17 protein-coding genes are annotated in these 18,371 nt (G+C 73.5%); 6 read left to right on the top strand and 11 right to left on the bottom strand.

The features are described from left to right. Positions 1–19 precede the first annotated feature (19 nt). A complete protein-coding gene (locus tag NP064_RS15635; RefSeq protein ID WP_227569928.1) occupies positions 20–628 on the top strand; it encodes a TetR/AcrR family transcriptional regulator in 609 nt (202 codons plus the stop codon). Positions 629–652: 24 nt separating this feature from the next. Here the strand turns inward: NP064_RS15635 and NP064_RS15640 are convergent, their stop codons facing one another. Further along, positions 653–1,192: a GNAT family N-acetyltransferase gene (locus NP064_RS15640; RefSeq protein ID WP_227569927.1), complete on the bottom strand. Its 540-nt coding sequence runs from the start codon at positions 1,190–1,192 to the stop codon at positions 653–655. Between the two features lie 171 nt (positions 1,193–1,363). Between NP064_RS15640 and NP064_RS15645 the strand changes: the two genes are divergently transcribed. Together NP064_RS15645 and NP064_RS15650 are read left to right on the top strand one after the other, a co-directional pair. Then, on the top strand, positions 1,364–2,041 hold the full coding sequence (locus NP064_RS15645; protein ID WP_308015936.1) for a biliverdin-producing heme oxygenase: 678 nt from the start codon (positions 1,364–1,366) through the stop codon (positions 2,039–2,041). A 172-nt stretch (positions 2,042–2,213) separates the two neighbouring features. Continuing rightward, entirely contained in the window at positions 2,214–3,542 is a 1,329-nt protein-coding gene (locus NP064_RS15650) for a GGDEF domain-containing protein (RefSeq protein ID WP_227569926.1), read from the top strand. Between the two features lie 57 nt (positions 3,543–3,599). Here the strand turns inward: NP064_RS15650 and NP064_RS15655 are convergent, their stop codons facing one another. The 3 genes from NP064_RS15655 to NP064_RS15665 all read right to left on the bottom strand — a co-directional run bounded on the left by NP064_RS15655 (position 3,600) and on the right by NP064_RS15665 (position 7,331). Continuing rightward, a complete protein-coding gene (locus NP064_RS15655; protein ID WP_227569925.1) occupies positions 3,600–5,570 on the bottom strand; it encodes an NHL domain-containing thioredoxin family protein in 1,971 nt (656 codons plus the stop codon). 84 nt (positions 5,571–5,654) lie between these two features. After that, positions 5,655–5,897: a hypothetical protein gene (locus NP064_RS15660; RefSeq protein ID WP_227569924.1), complete on the bottom strand. Its 243-nt coding sequence runs from the start codon at positions 5,895–5,897 to the stop codon at positions 5,655–5,657. A gap of 399 nt (positions 5,898–6,296) precedes the next feature. Next, entirely contained in the window at positions 6,297–7,331 is a 1,035-nt protein-coding gene (locus NP064_RS15665; protein WP_227569923.1) for a S1 family peptidase, read from the bottom strand. 430 nt (positions 7,332–7,761) lie between these two features. Here NP064_RS15665 and NP064_RS15670 point away from each other — a divergent pair, with 430 nt between their 5' ends. Then, entirely contained in the window at positions 7,762–8,892 is a 1,131-nt protein-coding gene (locus NP064_RS15670; RefSeq protein ID WP_227569922.1) for a lytic polysaccharide monooxygenase, read from the top strand. 150 nt (positions 8,893–9,042) lie between these two features. Here the strand turns inward: NP064_RS15670 and NP064_RS15675 are convergent, their stop codons facing one another. Next, entirely contained in the window at positions 9,043–9,261 is a 219-nt protein-coding gene (locus tag NP064_RS15675; RefSeq protein ID WP_227569921.1) for a DUF6458 family protein, read from the bottom strand. 161 nt (positions 9,262–9,422) lie between these two features. Beyond that, entirely contained in the window at positions 9,423–9,647 is a 225-nt protein-coding gene (locus NP064_RS15680) for a DUF6458 family protein (RefSeq protein WP_227569920.1), read from the bottom strand. A gap of 143 nt (positions 9,648–9,790) precedes the next feature. Between NP064_RS15680 and NP064_RS15685 the strand changes: the two genes are divergently transcribed. After that, complete coding sequence (locus tag NP064_RS15685; RefSeq protein ID WP_227569919.1) at positions 9,791–10,411, top strand: L-threonylcarbamoyladenylate synthase; 621 nt, start codon at positions 9,791–9,793, stop codon at positions 10,409–10,411. 44 nt (positions 10,412–10,455) lie between these two features. Beyond that, complete coding sequence (locus NP064_RS15690) at positions 10,456–11,232, top strand: uracil-DNA glycosylase (protein WP_372456393.1); 777 nt, start codon at positions 10,456–10,458, stop codon at positions 11,230–11,232. On the opposite strand, the gene NP064_RS15695 is transcribed toward NP064_RS15690, so the two are convergent. From NP064_RS15695 to NP064_RS15715, 5 genes are all read right to left on the bottom strand, one after another. Beyond that, the gene (locus NP064_RS15695) at positions 11,219–12,550 is read right to left on the bottom strand and encodes an alpha/beta fold hydrolase (protein ID WP_227569918.1); all 1,332 of its coding nucleotides are present in this window, start codon (positions 12,548–12,550) and stop codon (positions 11,219–11,221) included. The two genes, NP064_RS15690 and NP064_RS15695, sit on opposite strands and share 14 nt — an antisense overlap. After that, on the bottom strand, positions 12,550–14,649 hold the full coding sequence (locus tag NP064_RS15700) for an alpha/beta hydrolase family protein (protein ID WP_227569917.1): 2,100 nt from the start codon (positions 14,647–14,649) through the stop codon (positions 12,550–12,552). Before NP064_RS15700 ends, NP064_RS15695 begins: the two co-directional genes overlap by 1 nt. A 97-nt stretch (positions 14,650–14,746) precedes the next feature. Then, complete coding sequence (locus NP064_RS15705) at positions 14,747–16,831, bottom strand: bifunctional copper resistance protein CopD/cytochrome c oxidase assembly protein (protein ID WP_227569916.1); 2,085 nt, start codon at positions 16,829–16,831, stop codon at positions 14,747–14,749. Positions 16,832–16,835: 4 nt separating this feature from the next. Then, positions 16,836–17,468, bottom strand: coding sequence for a copper resistance CopC family protein (locus NP064_RS15710; RefSeq protein WP_227569915.1), 633 nt, complete (start codon positions 17,466–17,468; stop codon positions 16,836–16,838). A gap of 103 nt (positions 17,469–17,571) precedes the next feature. Continuing rightward, on the bottom strand, positions 17,572–18,195 hold the full coding sequence (locus NP064_RS15715) for a hypothetical protein (RefSeq protein WP_227569914.1): 624 nt from the start codon (positions 18,193–18,195) through the stop codon (positions 17,572–17,574). Positions 18,196–18,371: the final 176 nt, after the last annotated feature.

An 18,371-nucleotide genomic window follows, 5' to 3' on the forward strand; every position in this document is an offset into this window, starting at 1 on the left:
ATCGTGGGAGAATGTCAGCATGCCCAAGATCATCGGCGGGTCTCTGCACGAGCACCGCGAGCAGACGCGCCAGAAGCTGTTCACGGCGCTCTCGACGCTCATGGAGGATCGCGGCTTCGACGCGATCACCCTCGCTGACATCGCCGCCGCGGCCGGCGTGGGGCGCACTGCCGTGTACAACCACTTCGCCGACAAGGAGTCGCTGCTCGTCGCGTTCATCACCGACGAGACGGAGCAGTACGTGGCGACCTTGGAACGCTCCCTCGTGGACGTCGAGGACCCCACCGAGCAGCTCCGCGCCTACGTCCGCGCGCAGGCCCAGCTCAAGCGGGTGTACCACCTGGCCCCCGGGCCCGACCTGCGATCGGTGCTCTCCCGGGCCACGCAGCAGCGGGTCCGCGAGCACGTGATGCTGGTCGAGCAGATCCTGCGGCGCATCCTGCGCGCCGGGATCGAGACCGGCGCCTTCGCCGAGCAGGACATCGACACCACGGTGCCGTTGGTCAACGCGTGCCTCTCGAGCCGAAGCGTGCCCGAGGCGGACGGCCCCGACCGCGACCGCGCGATCGAGTCGACCCTAGCGTTCGTGCTGCGTGCTGTCGGCGCCCGGGACATGGCCGCGGCCTGAGCGACCGCCCTCCTGCGGCCACCCTCAGCGCGGCCATTTGACGCCGGTCTCCGCGAAGTAGGACGGCAGCTCCGGCCGCCCACGGTCCACGACCGGGTCGTACTGCGGCAGCGGCATCATCAGGAAGTGCTGGTCCGGGATCGCGGCGGAGGGCGACGACACCCCCAGGTCCGTCGACTGGCGGAAGCCGAAGCGCTGGTAGTACGAGGGCGATCCCGCCGCCAGCACCATCGAGGCCATGCCGTTCTCGGCGGACCTCAGGACACTGCGCAGCAGCGCGGACCCGAGCCCATGGTGGCGATGCTCGGGGACCACCCCGAACTCTGCGACCAGGCGCGCCTGCACGACTCCGCGCTGGGTGTGCAGGGGGACCTTGCTCAGGATGATGTTGCCGAGGAGCTCGTGGTTGACCTCCGCGACATAGGACAACTGCTCCACGAAGTCCGGCGAGTTGTGGATCCGCTCCACCAGCTCGACGAAGCGGTGGTCGGCGTCGGCGAACGACCGCCGCACGACGTCGAGCACCGCGGGCCACTCGTCCGAGTGCTGCTGCCTAATCCGCATCGTCACACCCCCACGATGCTCGCCAAGCCTGGGAGCCGCCATCGGGGGACGACGTCGAGTCGCGAGATCGCGACGAACGGATGTAGGCAAGCCTTACCTATGTCCGCTACAGTCGCAGTGGCACGTCCTGACGACATGTCATCTCATCCGCCGGCTTCCCAGGAGACCGCTGTGACCACCACGACCCACTCCTCCGCGGTGGAGCAGGCCGCCATGACGACCCCGCTGTCGACGCTGCTCCGAGAGGGCACCCGGCCCGAGCACGAGGCCGCCGAGCAGATGGGTTTCGTCGAGCAGCTCATGGCGGGCCACCTCGACCGCGCCGCGTACACCGACCTCGCCGTCCAGCAGCACGCGATCTACACGGCGCTCGAGGCCGCGAGCGCGGAGATCCGCGCCCAGCCCGGTGGCGAGACGATCGTCTTCGACGAGCTGACGCGGGTGCCGTCCATCGAGGCGGACCTCGCGTTCCTGCTCGGGCCGGATTGGGCGCAGCAGATGCGCGTGCTGCCTGCCACCGAGCGGTATGCCGCACGCCTGCGCGAGACCGGGTCCTCGATCGCCCTATACGTCGCGCACGCCTACACCCGCTACCTGGGAGACCTCTCCGGCGGCCAGATCATCCAGCGCATGCTGGAACGCCACTACGGGTTCGGCGCGGAGGGCGTGAGCTTCTACCACTTCGCGCAGATCCCGAAGGCGAAGCCCTTCAAGGACGCCTACCGCGAGCGCCTCGACGCCTTGGACCTCGACGAGGACCAGCGCGCCACCGCCGTCGCCGAGGCGAAGCGCGCCTTCGAGCACAACCGCGCGCTCTTCGCCGAGCTCGGCGCACTGCACCTGCGCTGACTGACTCCGAGGGCCTGATCGACGCTTTCGGCGACGTGTTGGGTGCGCCACACGGCCAAAAAGGTGACGGGACGCTTGCGGCAGGCCCTCGGTGTCGGATGATGGCCACGTGACCGGCACACAGGCGCGCCCACACGGCACGCGGACGAGCGCTCCCGCACACACCAGCGGAGTGCGCCAGCTCGCTGTCGCCGCCCATCGGCTCGACCGCTGCCGCACCCTCGCGGAGGTGTCAGAGCTCGCGTCGACGCTGTCCCGGGACATCCTCGACGCGCACACCGTCGCGTTCTGCCGGATCGAGCAGGAGACGTGCCGCGTCGTCGCCGTGAGCCCTGGCGACCCCGAGCGCGACCTCGCGAAGGCCTCGACCTACCGGGCGGAGGACCGCCCCGCCCTCCGACGCCTGCTGCGCGACCGCGCGAGCTGGGTGGCGCACTCCCCCGAGGTGGCGGGGCAGCTCGAGGTCGGCGACGAGATCGAGGCCGAGGCCCTGCGCGTGCTGGGCCACACCTCGGGCCTCGCCGCGCCGGTCATCGTCAACGAGTCCGTGTGGGGCCAGGTGTACGCCACCCGTGGCGCGGGCCAGCCGCTCTTCGAGATCGACGACGTGGCCACGGCGGAGGTGCTCGCCAGCCTCATCGCGGGCGCGGTCGCCCGGGTCGACCTCGAAGACCAGGTGCGCCACCTCGTCTCCGACGACCCGCTCACCGGCCTCGGCAACCGCCGGGTCGCCGACCACGCCGCCCAGACCGCCCTCGACGGCCTCGACGAGACCTGCATCGTCATGTGCGACGTGGACGGCCTCAAGCGCGTCAACGACGAGCACGGCCACGACGCCGGCGACGACCTGCTGCGCGCCGTGGCGGACGTGCTGCGCCGCATCCAGGACGAGCTGCCCGGGACGACGGCCGCACGGCTCGGCGGCGACGAGTTCTGCCTGGTGACCACAGACCTCCCGCGGTCGGTCGTGAGCCAGACGGTGGCACGGACGCTCGCCGGCTACCCGCTCCCGCACGGCGCCGCCATCTCGTGGGGCATCGCCTCCACAGCCGACGCCCACGCCGACAGCACCCGCACCCTGTTCCGGCGGGCCGACGCCGCCCAGTACCAGGCGAAGCGCAGCCGGGCCCGGGCCGCGAAGGCCCTCGAGCGGCGCAACGCGGAGTCGGCGGTCACGGTGGACCGGCTCATCACCGCAGTGGTCGCCGCGGTCGTCGCCGCCCAGACCGGGGAGGTCACGCGGCTGTGCGCGCTCGCCGGCGCCGCGGCAGCCGCCCTGGGCGGGTCCACCTGGACGGTGCTGCGGTACACCGACGGCGTGCCCGCCGCCGTGGCCCGCGGCGGCACGCCGTCGGACGAGCCCGGCGACGGGCAGACGCTGACCGTCGAGCACGCGCCGTGGGTGGTGCAGGTCGAGACGACCGCCCCGCGCGACGCCACCGACTCGCTCACCCAGGCCTTGCAGGCGCTGATCGACGTGGCGATCCAGGGCGCGCGCTGACGCCAGGCTCCGCTCGCCGCGGTCATGCAGCGGCGGCTCGAGGGGCGACGGCCGCGCTCAGCCGTGCAGCGGCAGCGTCAGCTCGTCCGCCGCGCCGGGCGTGACCCGCACCGGGACACCCCAGTCCTGCGCGTTCAGGTGGCAGGCCGGGTACTCGATGGCCGGGTCGGCGTCGCAGCTCGCGGCATGCGCGGTCACGTGCAGCACGCCCTCGGGAACATCGGGGTTGAGGCGCAGCGCGCGCTCGAGCGACACGTCGTCCCCCGCGCCCTCGAGCAGCAGCTCGGGGGGCGTCGAGGAGACCTGCAGCCGGGTTGAGGGGCCGTACCGGTCGTCGTACTTCTGCCCGGCGGCCGGGGTGAACACCACGTCGAGGCGCACGACGCCCGGCGCGAGGTCGGTGACGGGCCGCTGGGTGCGGTGGGCCCCTGCGTCGAGGATCTCGCCCGCGAGCGTGGCCGGGAGCGCGACGCGGGTGAGGCGGTGCGCCGCGGACTCCACGACGAGCAGCTGCACGCCTTCGCCCTCGGTGAGCACCACGATCCCGGACGGCTCGGCGAGCCCGGAGGCGAGCGTCGTCACCTCGCCGGGCCCTGCCTGCGAGCCGTCGGCGGCGAGGCCACGCGCGTACCGGCGGATGGCGCCGTTGTAGGTGTCCGCGATCGCGACCGAGCCGTCGGGCAGCACGGCGACGCCGAGCGGGTGCTGCAGCAGCGCCTGGTCGGCAGGGCCGTCGCGGTGCCCGAAGTCGAACAGGCCGGCGCCCGTGGCCGTGCCGACCACGGCGTGCGCGGCGTCCCCGGCAGCGGGCGTGCCGGGCAGGTCGAGGCTGCGCAGCGCCGACACCTCGGAGTCGGCGAGCCAGAGGCGTCCGTCCGGGCCCACCGCGAGCCCCGAGGTCTGGGCGAACCAGGCCTCGTCGGCGGGGCCGTCCACGAGCCCTTCGTTCATGGTGCCCGCGAGGCGCCAGATCCGATCGGCCACCGGGTCGAAGGCCCACAGCGTGTGGTTGCCCGCCATCGCCACGACGAACGCCGACGCGGCCGGCGACCAGGCGACGTCCCACGGGGAGGACAGCCGGATTCCGAGCGGGTCGCCGTCGTACCCGAGGCCGGACCGATCGGCGCGCGGCTCGTCGCCATCCGGCGCGACGACGTTGTCGGCCGCGCCCACCATGTACTGCTCGCCTGTGCCCGCGACGGTCGTCACGGCGCCGTCGGCCAGCCGCACGCCGCGCAGCGCGTGGTTGACGGTGTCCGCGACGAGCACGTCGTACCCGAGCGTGGCGCGGAGCTCCTCCGGCACGAGGCTCAGGCCGTTGGGCTCGCTGAACCGGGCGGACGCCGCGTCGCCGTCTGCGAGGCCGCGCTCGCCCGAGCCGATGCGCCGCACCAGCGCCTCGCCGTCGGCCTCGAGCTCGGCGAGCGAGTGGTGGCCCGCGTCGGCGACGAGCAGGCGCCCGTCCGGCAGGGCGACCGCCTTGGCAGGGAATCGCAGAGTTCCGGAGGTGGGCTCCGGGGGCACGTAAGGGCCGTCGCCGCGGTGCAGCGTCCCCTTCGCCTCGTGCTCGGCCACGAGGTCCCGGACTAGGAGCGCGACGTTGTTCTGGTGGCCCTCGCCGGCCATCTGCGCGACGACGTAGCCCTCGGGGTCGATGACGACGAGCGTCGGCCAGGCCCGCGCGGCGTAAGCCGACCAGGTGGTCAGATTTGGGTCGTCGAGCACCGGGTGGCGCACCTCGTAGCGGTCCACCGCCGCCGCCAGCGCCACCGGGTCGGCCTCGTGCACGAACTTCGGAGAGTGCACGCCGATCACCACGAGCACGTCTCGGTGCTGGGCCTCGAGCTCGCGCAGCTCGTCGAGCACGTGCAGGCAGTTGATGCAGCAGAACGTCCAGAAGTCGAGCAGCACGATCTTGCCGCGCAGGCCCTCGAGGGTCAGGTCGACGCCACCGGTGTTGAGCCACCCGCGGCCGGTCAGCTCAGAGGCGCGGACACGGGGCAGGCGGCGGTCGCTCGTCGTGGTCACGGCACTAGTGAACCCGAACCTCCGGCGGTCGAGCCCGTGTGTCCGCCCACCGACAGGGAACGCGGCAGGAGCGGCCGGGCAGCGTCAGACCGCGCGCAGCCGGGTGGGGCGGGAGTGGGCGGTGATGGGGCCGATCACGCGCACCTGCACCCGCACGCCGTCGACGCTCTCGGGGAGGGCCGCCGCGTCGTTGCGTCGCTGGACGTTGACCTGGACGGCGTACCCGTCCGCGTCAGGGGTCACGCCGATGCCGCTGACGCCCGGGCGCTCGGCAATCTCGCTCCGCAGCCGTTCTTTCGCCGCGCGTGCCTGATGCAGGTCCGCCATCTGTACGCCTCACGTCTCGACGCCCGGAGCAGTCTGTCCCGCTCTCGGAACGGTTCGATCAGGGGTGATACGCCTGTCCAGATCATTGTCACCCGCAACCGGACCCGAGCGCCATGGCACGTCGCACGACAGTTGCAACCAGTGGAGCGCGAGCGACCGCCCTGATCGATTCGACCAGGACCAAGGGCCCCATCCTCAGCCCTCACAAGTCGCCGCGCAAGGCCGATCAGTGGATCGGACGATCCCCCGTCACCCTCGCCGAGCATGGAGCCTGTCATCAGCGCCACCGAACCACACCCCCGCCCGATCCGGATCACGCTCCTCGTCGCGGCGGGCGGCCTCGTGGCGGGAGCCCTCACCGCGATGCTCTTCGTCGGCTGAGGCTCCCGCCCGTCCTCGTCAGCCCGCCAGCTCGGCGCCCAAGGCCGACAGCACCGCGTCGATCGGGTTCAGGTACGTGAGTCCAGAGCCGTTCGACCCACCCGTCTCGCTGCCCGCGAAGAGCAGCCCGAGGGCGACGCCGTCAGCGCGGTAGACCAACGAGCCGGAGTCGCCGCCGCGGGAGAACGGGCCCGACCCCGTCGACTCCACCTCGATCTGGTCGTCGAACCGCAGGTTGCCGAGCGGGTTGCCGTAGCCGACCACCACGTCGTCGAGCTCGATCGCGGTGACCCGTCCCGTCGTGACAGCGGTGGTGCGGCCGATCTTCGCGACCTCCTCGTTGCCGAAGGCGACCGTGGTGGTGCTGATCGGCCCGACGGGGTACCGCAGATCGGCCTCCTGCACGTCGAGGAGCGCCAGGGCGGCGTCGACGGTGGCGCGCCGCCCACGCTCGAGCGGCACGGTGGCCGCGAGCGTCCCCACCCGGTCGCGCGGCGCGGACCCTCCGTCCGCCGGCCCGGGCTGGACCACGACGTCACCGAGCCGCGCCCCCGGCGACCCGGCCAGGACGTGGAAGTTCGAGAGCGCGTGCAGCACGCCGTCCCGCCGGACGAAGGCGCCGAGGGTCCCGGCCGTGACATCGACGTGCGCGATGGACACCCCAGGGCGCAGCGGGCGGGCGCGCCCGGTCTCCCCCTCCGCGAGCGCGGTGGCCACCGGCAGCCGCTGACCGGCCCGGCGCTCCCCGCTCTGCGCGTCCGCGACGTCGCCGGCCGTGATGGGCCGGATGCGCCCGGTGCGCCGCACGTCGACGGCAGGTCCCGCCTGCTCGACGACCTTGCGGGCGAGCCGCCGCACCGCGGGCACGCCGAGCCGGTACCGCACCGCCATCGCGTACCCGCCGCCCTCGCGCGGCGCGAGCCCGAGCCCGAGCGTGGGCCCGCTCGCCGCGCTCACGTCGAGGTCGAGCGGCTGGAGCCCTTGGCGCTGGACCAGCTCGTCCACGTAGTCGGCGAGCTGCGCCTTGACCTCTCGCGCCTCGTCCCTGTTCATCGTGAGCCCCCTTGACCGTGCGTGCGTACCGCCCGGCAGGCCGGCGGCGCACTGTCCACCCTGGCCTATTCCCTCCCCCTCTGGGGGGTTCGTCCGGTCGAGCACCCCAGTGTTCACCGCGCCGCCCACATGGCGCGGCCCGGCGCGCCCTCGAAGCCCGGGAGGTTCGCACGAGGTCGGTGTGAGAGACGCACTCCTACGGGCGACACGCGGCATACGGGGAGGTGAAGCGTTTCGGATCATTGACGGCCCCGCGGGGCGGCCCGACGCTGGGCCCGACACCCGCATGCTCCGCACACCCCCTGTCCTGCGACGGCGCCGGACAGGAGGCGCCCCTCGGCCGACGTCGGCCGTCCCGGGCGTGTGCGCACCGCACCCCATCACCGGGGCCCGCAGCTCGGGGGCCCGGCCGGACCACCGAGGAGCCCGCATGTCCCCAACCCGAAGACTCACGCGGCGCATCGCCGCGGCGGCGACGACGGCCCTGGCCGCGACGCTGCTGGTCGCCCTGCCCACCGCGCCCGCGATGGCGCACGGCGGACTCACCTATCCCGCGACCCGCACCTACGCGTGCTACGTCAACGGGATCGAGAACGGGGTGGGCGGAGGCCTCAACCCCACGAACCCGGCCTGTGTGAACCTGCTCGCCGAGAACGGCAACTACCCGTTCTACAACTGGTTCGGGAACCTGCTCAGCAACGCCGGCGGCCAGCACCGCACGATCATCCCCGACGGCAACCTCTGCGGCCCGCTCGCCTCGTTCAGCGGCGCGCGCAAGGGCGGCACCGACTGGCCGACCACCACCCTGCAGGCCAACTCGACCATCACCGTCCAGTACAACGCGTGGGCGCAGCACCCCGGCACCTGGTCGCAGTACGTCACGAAGGACGGCTGGGACCCGAGCCAGCCGCTCAAGTGGAGCGACCTCGAGGCGGCCCCGTTCGACCAGGTCACCAACCCGCCGCTGCGCCAGGGCGGGCCGCAGGGCGCCGAGTACTACTGGCAGGCCAAGCTGCCGAACAAGTCGGGCCGCCACATCATCTACTCGATCTGGCAGCGGTCGGACAGCCCCGAGGCCTTCTACAACTGCTCAGACGTCGTGTTCCAGGGCGGCTCGGTCACACCGCCGCCCACCACACCGCCGCCGACGACGCCTCCGCCCACCACTCCGCCGCCCACGACACCGCCTCCCACCACTCCCCCACCCACGACGCCTCCGCCCACCACACCGCCCCCCACCTCGGGCTGCTCGGTCACGTTCGACACGACCAACTCCTGGAACGGCGGGTTCGTCGGGCAGGTGACCGTGCGCAACGGCTCGAGCTCGGCGATCAACGGCTGGGAGCTGAAGTGGACCTTTGGCAAGGGTGAGACCGTGAGCCAGGCATGGAGCGCGACGGCGGCCCAGTCCGGCTCCACAGTGAGCGCCAAGAACCTGGAATGGAACGGCACGATCGCGCCGAACGGCTCGACGAGCTTCGGGTTCCTGGCGAACGCGCCCTCCGGACCGGGAGCGCCCACGGGCGTGACCCTCAACGGCTCGGCCTGCACGCTGGCCTGAGCCGCCTGGACCGGGAGCACCCACCTCCGTCGTGACGGATCGGGCCCGCGCCGCGCAGAGCACTCCAGGGCTCACGCGGCGCCGGCTCCCATCGCACGACGGGGTGGGTGCTCTCGCCGCGTCCCCCTCGCGGGCGGCGGGGCGGCGGGGTCAGTACCGGTAGCCCGAGTCGCGACGCTCGATGACCTCGCGATGGGTGGTGTGGGAGCGCTGGGCGTTGAGGATGATCGCTAGGACCAGGGCGAGGAGCCCTGCGCCCATGCAGATGTAGCCCACGACCGTGAGGTCGATGCCGGGGACGTTGTCCGTGACGGCGAACGCGAGGGTCGCGCCGATCACGATGAGGACGATGCCTCCGCCGATGCCCATGCCTGGCTCCTCTCGCGCGGCTGCCCCCGGCCACCTCCTCTGAGTCTCGCCCTGGCTCGGGCCCGACGCGCGGCGAGCGCCGCACCCCCGTTCTCCACGCGGGTGCGGCGCTCGCTCGGTCCGCTCGCCCGGGCCCTCTCACGGGCCCGATCGCCAGCCTGTCAGTAGACGGGCGGGCGGGTGTCGTCGTGCCGTTCTATGACCTCGCGGTGCGTGGTGTTGCTGCGCTGGGCGTTGAGCACCAGCGCGATGATGATGGCGAGCAGGCCACCACCCATGCAGATGTACCCGATCGCCGTGAGGTCGACACCGCTGATGCCGTCCTGCACGCCGAACGCCAGGATCGCGCCGATCACGATGAGGCCTATGCCGCCACCGATTCCCATGGTCACTCCTCCCGTCGGGCCGGGCAGGGGGCCGCCCGGGCAGCCACGAGTCTGGCGTGGGTTGTCCAGTTCCGCGCGTCGAGCGGTCCTGGCCTGCGGCGGGACGCTCCTCCGGACCCAGCCGACGGGCCTAGTCTCAGGCCATGGCCAGGTACCTCGACGTCCACCCCCACGACCCGCAGCCCCGCACCATCGCGCAGGTGGTGCAGATGCTCCGCGACGACGCCTTGATCGCCTACCCCACGGACTCCTGCTACGCGCTGGGCGCCCGGCTGGACGACCATGCGGCAGCGGACCGGATCCGCCAGATCCGCCACCTCGACGAGAAGCACCACTTCACCCTGGTGTGCTCGGACTTCACGCAGCTGGGCCAGCTGGTGCAGCTCGACAACGCGGCGTTCCGCGCCATCAAGGCCGCCACCCCGGGGCCGTACACGTTCATCCTGCCCGCCACCAAGGAGGTGCCCCGCCGGCTCGCGCACCCCAAGAAGAAGACCGTCGGGGTGCGCATCCCCGACCACCGGGTGGTGCAGGCGCTGCTGCGCGAGCTCGGCGAGCCGCTGCTGTCGAGCACGCTGCTGCTGCCCGGCGAGGAGGCGCCGCTGACCGATGGCTGGCAGGTCAAGGAGGAGCTCGACCACCTGGTCGAGGCCGTGATCGACGCCGGGGACTGCGGCACCGAGCCCACCACGGTGATCGACTGGTCCGAGGGCTACCCGGAGGTCGTGCGCGTGGGCGCCGGGGACCCCAGCCGGTTCGAGTGACAGCGGCGACGCCCGCCGCCTGACCCCGTGACGAGGAGCCGCAGGTGACCCAGGACGCCGCGCCACCGGCCGGCCCCGGCGCCGACGGCGGCGCCGACGCGCCGACGTACCCGCTGGTGGCGGCCTCGGCGGACGACATCCCGGCCTTGGACGGCCTGCTGGTCGACTGCCGGGCGTGCCCACGGCTCGTCGCGTGGCGGGAGGCCGTGGCCGCGGCGCCGCGCGCGTCCTTCCGGGGCGAGCGCTACTGGGGCCGACCCGTGCCCGGCTTCGGCGACCCGGCCGCCGGGGTGCTCGTGGTAGGGCTGGCGCCGGCCGCGCACGGCGGCAACCGCACCGGGCGGATGTTCACCGGCGACCGGTCCGGGGACTTCCTGATCGCGTCACTGCACCGCACGGGGTTCGCGTCGCAGCCCACCTCGGTGGGCGCCGACGACGGCCTGGTGCTCACGGGACTGCGGCTGACCGCCCCGGTGCACTGCGCGCCGCCCGACAACGCCCCCACCCCCGCCGAGCGCCGCACCTGCGCGCCCTGGCTCGCGCGCGAGCTGGCGCTCGTGCGGCCCGGTGTGGTGGTGGCGCTCGGCGGGTTCGGGTGGCAGGCGACGCTGGCGACCCTGGGCGAGCAGGGCTGGCAGGTCCCCCGGCCACGGCCGCGGTTCGGACATGGCGCCGAGGCGTCGCTCACCGGGCCCGACGGTCAGCCACTGACCCTGCTCGGCTCGTTCCACGTCAGCCAGCAGAACACCTTCACCGGGCGGCTGACCCCGCAGATGCTCGACGACGTGTTCCGCCGGGCCCGCGAGCTCAGCGACCGGTGACCGTCCAGCGGTCTGCGGCGAGGTCCATGAGGCGCGGCAGGATGACGTCCCCGGCCACGCGCAGGCCGTCGTGCAGGTACTCGTTGGTGATCCACACCTGCGTGCTGCCGACCTGGTCGGCGGCGCCCAGGGCCAGGCCCAGGTCGACGTACGGGTCGTCGTAGTACTGCACGGCGGCGACGGGCACCTCGTTGGCGGCCAGCCGCTCCACGTCGTAGAGCCAGGGCCACTCGGTGCGAGCGGCCAGCTCCTCGGCCACGGCCTGGAACGGCCGCAAGGCGCGGATCTGCTGGTACATCCACGGGTAGACGAACTCGCCGGTGAGCTGGAGCGGCCGGGCGTCGGCGGCGAAGGAGGGCCACCGCTCATGCTCGGCCTGCCCGGCCCATCCGGGCTCACGGTGGCCCTGGTGGTAGATGGCCTCCTGCAGCACGGCGTACAGCGGGTTCGCGTCGAACCCCGTCTCGTGCGCGACGGCGGCCAGGAACGCGTCGGAGGGCTCGGCCGTCGCGTCGTCGGCGAACACCGTGTCGAGCTGCCAGTGCAGCGCGTCGGCGCCGGTGCTCATGCCGAGGGGCATCCCCAGCATCTGCAGACGCTCAGGGGTGAACCGGTCGCCGTTGGGCAGCCGCACGTCCTCGGCGGAGAGCCTGTCGGCCAGGCGGCCCAGGGTCGCCACGTCGGCCGGGTAGCGGCGTGCGAACTCGGCGTTGCGCGACGCCTGACGGGGGTACGTCGCGCGGTACACGTCCTCCGCGGTGGCGGTGATGCCCGGCAGGCCTCCTGTCACGTAGCAGCAGGTCAGGGCCTCGGGATGGCGGGACAGGTACGCGAGGGTGAGGAACCCGCCGTACGACTGCCCGAGGGTGGCCCACCGGCGGCCGCCGTAGACGGTCGACCGCAAGTGCTCGGCGTCCGCCACGATCGCATCGGCCCGGAAACACGCCAGGTAGTCGGCGGCCTGGCGCGGGTCGTCGAAGGCCGTGATGGCACGACCGTCCACGCGGGACGACCGCCCGGTGCCGCGCTGGTCGAGCAGCACCACCCGGTGCGTCCGCAATGCCGTCGCCCACCATCCGCCGCCCAGCGGGCGAGGGCCCTGGCCACCAGGGCCGCCTTGCAGGAACAGCAGCAGCGGCAGGTCGTCGCCGGCCTTCGCCGGGTCGACGATCTCGCGGGCGAACACCTCGATCGACCCGAAGCGCTCGGGGGCCGACCAGTCCACCGGGACGCTCACCCGGTGGTCCCGCACCACGAGGCCCGGGATCCGGTACTCGTGCCCGGCGTCGCCGCCGAGGAAGTCTGTGGAGGAGGCCATCAGCCGAGCACCTCCGGAAGCGCGGGCGGCTGCTCGCCGCGGACGTGCTGGGCGAGGAACGCCTCGACCACCTGGTACCAGACGATGGCGTTCTGCGGCGCGAGCACCCAGTGGTTCTCATCGGGGAAGTACAGGAACTGGTGCGGGGTGCGGCCCTCCTCGTCGGCCGGCAGGCCCGAGCGGGCGTTGAGCTCGTACCAGAGCCGCAGGCCCTCGCCGATCGGGACCCGGTAGTCCTTGTCGCCGTGGATGACGAGCATCGGCGTGACGATCTTCTCCACGAACCGGTGCGGCGAGTTGGCCAGGGCCATCTCGTCCGTCATCTCCCGCTCCCAGTAGTAGGCGGCGTCCGTCGTCGGGCCGAACTGGTCCAGGGCCCACAGGCTCGCGTGCGTGACGATCGCGTCGAAACGGTCGGTGTGCCCGGCGACCCAGTTGGCCATGTACCCGCCGAACGACCCGCCCATCGCCGCGGTGCGGTTCTGGTCGATGTCTGGCCGCGCCATCGCGGCGTCCGTGGCGGCCATGAGGTCCTCGAACGGCGCGTCGCCCCACGAGCCCCAGCCGCGCTCGACGAACTCCTGCCCGTAGCCGGTGGACAGGGCCGGGTCCGGCAGCAGCACCGCGTACCCCTGGGCGACGAGCAGCCACGGGTTCCACCGCCACGACCAGGTGTTCCACGACGCGAGCGGGCCGCCGTGGATCCACAGCAGCAACGGCGCCGGGTGCTCGGCCGAGGCGCCCTCGGGGAGCGCCAGCCACGACCGCACGCGCTGGCCGTCCTCAGCGGTCGCCTCGACCTCGGCCAGGGAGCCGGGCAGCGCGGGAGCCGGCGCCGGCGCCCGGAGGGGCGTCGCCGGAACCGGCTCGCCGGAGGCCATGGCGGCCGCCAGGTCCACCCGCACCGGGTGCGCGGGCGCCAGGTAGGAGCTCCGCAAGGCGTACAAAGTCCGACCGTCCGGGCTCGCCTGGACGTCGGTGAACACCGCGTCGTCGCTGGTCACACGCGTCACGGCATCGGTCGCGAGGTCGACCCGGAAGATCGGCCCGCGTCCGTCGTCATCGGCCGTCACCAGCAGCGACGCGCTGTCCGGCAGCCACACGGGGTGGTGCGCCCAACGGTCCCAGCCCACGGCGACGCGGTGGGGGTCGGCGCCGTCGAGGCCCACCACCCACAACTCCACGCGGGGGGCGCTGTACGGGGTCGAGAGGGTCTCGCGGGTGTACGCCACCAGGCGGCCGTCGGGCGAGATGACCGGGTCGCCGAGGTCGGCCTCCGCGTCCTCGACGAGGGTGCGACGGTCCCCGGTCGCGACGTCCACGACCGTGAGGTGCGCCCGCTGGGCTCCGCGGGCGAGGGGCACGCTCCACCCCGTGACGATGGTGCGGCCATCGGGCGAGAGGTCGCTGGACTGCTCGACCAGTGCGGCGCCCGCCGACGGGGTCACGTCGGTGAGCTGAAGGCGCGGATCCGCCGCCCCGGCGACCGGCTCGGTGACGTCGGCGTCGAGACGCGCCGTGAACAGGTGCGGCGACGCGGGGCCGAGGTCGTGGTCCCAGTACCGCACCGGGTACGACGTGTGCAGGATCGCGGCGACCTTCTTCTCCTGGCGGCCCTTGCGCAGCCGCTCGTCGTCGGCGGCGTCCGTGGCACGCGGCAGCACCTCGGATCCGACCATGACGACCGACGCGTCCGCCGCGACTCGCACGCCGCCCAGCCCGGCCCCGCGATCGGCGATCACGCGGGCCTCGGCGCCGTCGGCCGGGAGCAGCCACAGCGCCGGCGCGGGCTCGTCGTCGGCGCCCTCCCGGGGCTCGGGGTCCGGTCGCGCCGACGTGAACAGCAGGTCGCCCGAGGGCGTGAACGCCGCGCTGGACTCGCCCGTGGCGCTGCGGGTCAGCCGCCGGGCGGCCTTCTCCCCCGCCGGGTCCACCTCCCACAGCGCGGTGACGTACTTGGTGCGCTTCGCGTCGAGCGTCGCGACCGCGGTCACGAGCCGCGTGCCGTCCTTCGACAGCCTGAGCCCGGCGACGCGGGGCAAGGCGATGTACTGCTCAAGGTCATGGAACGGCGTGGGCGGCTGCGGCGTCTCTGTCACCCGACCGTCCTATCACGCCCCGACCTGCCGGAGGGAGCAGCCCAGGCGCGCCGGAGCGGTCATCGTCCGGTGATCGGCCCGCTCGCCGGCCAGAGCGTCAGCGCGGCTGCGAGCCGTCGCGCTCCGACATGCGGGCCAGCATCGCGTTGTACTCGTCCATCTCCACGTCCCCGTCCCGGTCGACGCGCCGGTCACGGCGCCGGGCGACCCGCTCGTCGTCGCGGGCCCAGGACACCGCGACCCCGACCGCCAGCGCGAGCGTCGGCAGCTCGCCGATCCCCCAGGCCACACCGCCGCCCTTCTGCTGGTCGGCGATGGCCGACGGCCCCCACTCACGGCCCAGCAGGCCGAAGTAGTCCGCCACCAGCAGCGACTCCCCGTTGAGCAGCGTGACGCCGAAGAACGCGTGGAAGGCCATCGTGCCGAAGAGCACCAGGATGCGCTGCGGGTACGGCGGGCGCCTCGGGCCCGGGTCGATGCCGATCAGGCCGTTCGCGAACAGGTACCCGGCGAGGGAGAAGTGGACCACCATCACGATGTGCCCGACCGAGCTGGTCAGGGCCCATTCGAACGCCTCGGTGTAGTAGAAGACGATCATCGACCCGGCGAAGTTCACGGCCGCGACGATCGGGTTCGCGAAGAACTGCCCGATGCGGCTATGGACCAGCACGAGCAACCACTCGCGCGGGCCCCGGGAGCCGTCTCCGCGCACCGACCCGGACCGCGACGGCAGCGCCCGGAGCGCGAGCGTCACCGGCGCCGCCAGCGCGAGCAGAATCGGGATGACCATCGCCAGGATCATGTGCTGCACCATGTGCGCGCTGAACAGCACGTGCCCGTACGTGGCGGGGCCGCCCGACGTCGTCCAGAAGAACAACGCCATCCCGGCCACCCACAGCACGGTGCGGCTCACCGGCCACGCGTCACCCCGTCGGCGCAGGCGCCGCACCCAGCGCAGGTACACGACGATCCCGGCCACCGCCGCGAACGCGAACAGCAGGTCCCAACGCCACTCGGTGAGCCAGCGCAGGACGGTCGGCTCGGGGGGCAGCACGTGGCCGGTGACGATCTCGGCGGGGGTCGGGTCCGCGACGGGCTCGTCGGGCACCGGCGGAGGCGTCGAGCCCAACGCGGCCGCGACGCCCGAGACTGCCCCCATCACCGCGAGCTCGACGCCGACGAGCCGCCAGAACAGCCGTCGCGGGCGCCCCCCGTCGCCCAGGCGGGGGATGACGCTGCGCCGGTGCATGAGCCCCAGCAGCCCGAGCGCGCCGAACAGCACCGCCTTGACGACGACCAGCGCGCCGTAGCGGCTCGCCATCCCGTCCAGGCCACCCACCCGGACCACGGCGTTGACCAGGCCCGAGACCGCCACCGCCGCGAAGCACCACCCGGCGATCACCGAGTAGCGGGCCACCGCGGGCGCCAGGTCGGGACCGAGCCGCCCCAGGAGCACCGCGAGCGCGGCCAGCGCCCCGATCCAGACGGCCGCGCCGACCAGGTGCATGAACATCGATGTCGTGGCCAGGTCGTGGCTGGCCGATCCGGCGGCATGGCCGGTCTGCGCCTGCTGCCACATCCCCACGACCACGATGAGGGCGGTCCAAGCCGCTCCCGTCGGCGTGGCGACGAGCAGGGCGAGCGCCGTCACCACGGCCGCGAGGGTCGTCACGAGGATGAGGGTGCGCCCCAGGTCGATCTGGGTGACGAACACGCCGAGCTCCTCGCCAAAGGTCGCCGAGTCGGGCGGACGCCCGCTCACCGAGGCGTACGTCAGCACCAGCTGGACCATGCTCAGCACCGTCCACACCGCGGCCGCGACGCCCGCGAGGACGAGGCTGCGCGCGTAGCCCAGGCCGAGCGTGCTGGCCCCGGTCGCTCCAGCCCGGCCCGCCGATCCCGCGCCCGCCACCGCCCGACGCGGGAGCACGCACACCGCGAGCACCAGCGCGCCCAGGGTGAGCGACCCCGCGAGCTCGGTGAGCGTGGTGACGACCGGGAGCCCCCAGCGCACCGCGGCGCCGGGATCGCGCAGGTACCCGGGCACCGCGGCGCCGGACATCCACACACCGAGGACGGCCAGCAGCGCGCCGCTGCCCGCGAGCAGCACGAGGCGCCCTCCGACGCCGACCCGCTCCGCGGGGTCGGTGTCGGCGATGGGCGGCGCCTCGCGCACGGTCATCTGGTCACCGCCGCCGCTGGCGCAGCCGCAGCGCCACCAGGGCGCCGGCGCCCACGGCCATCACGAGCGCCCCGATGCCGACAACCTGGGCTGTCGAGAGCCCGTCGTCGTCGGGCTCGGCGGCCGACGTGTCAGCCGCCGCGGGCTCCTCAGTCTCCGTGAAGGTGGTGACCTCGGGCGAGGGCTCCTCCGCCGCCGGCTCGGCCGTCTCCACGGGCGCCGGCTCCACGCCGATGGCCGTGGCGTCCGTGGCCGTGAAGGCCAACTCGCCGGACAGCGGGTGGCCGTCCGCCGAGGTCACGCGCCACTGCACGGTGTACGTGCCCGCTGGCAGCTCCCCGGTGATGGCCTGGCTGACCGTGGAGTCCGCCAGCACCGGCTCCCCCGTGCTGACGATCCGGCCGTCCGGCGCCTGCACGACGATCTCGGTGCCGATCGCGACCGCCGCCTGGTCGAACGTCAGCGTCACCTGCGCGGGCGCGGTGGCGACCGTCGACCCGTCCGCCGGGTCGGTCGAGCGGATCACGTTGTGGGCGCTCGCGGGGCTGACGCCGAGTCCCGTGAGGACGAGCACGGCGAGGACCGGGGCGAGGGTGCGCCGGGCGACTCGCGCGGCGACGGACGGGGTGCGGGACATGTCGACCATCATCACCTCTGATCGCCTGGGAACCGAACCGCCGTTCGGCCCTCGTCGACCCCGGCCTCGGGGCGCCGCGGGGGCCTGAGCACGGGCTGGGCCGTCATGGTCGGCCCGGGTGTGACCTCGGTCGCAGGATCCTGCGGACGCCGGTCAGAGACCTCACCACGGCGCCCAGGGCCGCCCCGTGCGGGTCCGGGCGAGGGCGGGGTCGGATCCTCGCGGTGAGCGGCCCCAGGGAACGCTCCCCGAACAGCAGCACCACCGCCGCGGCGACGGTCGCCACGAGGTGGGCCAGCAGCATCGTCCTGTCGGCGCCCGGGCCGGGGAGCACGCCGAAGAGCAGCCCGTCAGCCGGCTGCGCCACGTCGTCGGCCAGTCCTTGGCACGCGCCGATGGTGACGGGCCCGGCGTCGTGGTGGGAGTGGGCGCCCTGCGAGGAGGGGGCAACGGGGGCGCACTCCGGGGCGACGGCCAGCAGTTCGAACGCCCGATGCAGCGCGACCTGCCCGACGACGAGCATCCCGGCCAGCGTGGCCGTGCCCAGCCGGGCGCGGGTGGCGAGGACGACGCCGGCGAGCGCCAGCCCGGCCATGAGACCGAGCACCGCCGTGTCGGGCCGCGGAGCGCCGCCTGCCAAGTGCCCGCCGAGGCCTGCGCTCAGCACCACCGCGGTCACTGCGAGGGCGCGGACGAGCCCTGGCGGACCGCTCGTCGGGGAGCCCATCACGGCACCCTATGCAGGTCGCGGGGACGCCTGCGGAGGACTCGGGAGCGCTAATCGTTTAGGCGCGCGGGTGGGTCGGCGGGGGTGTCGGGGCTGCGGCGTCATCCAACCGTGATCTGCCGCAGTGGGATCGTTTCGAGAGAAGGTCCCGAACTCTCCTGGTTTGCGTCATCCTG

The organism is Cellulomonas chengniuliangii, assembly GCF_024508335.1.
Taxonomy (GTDB): Bacteria; Actinomycetota; Actinomycetes; order Actinomycetales; family Cellulomonadaceae; genus Cellulomonas_A; species Cellulomonas_A chengniuliangii.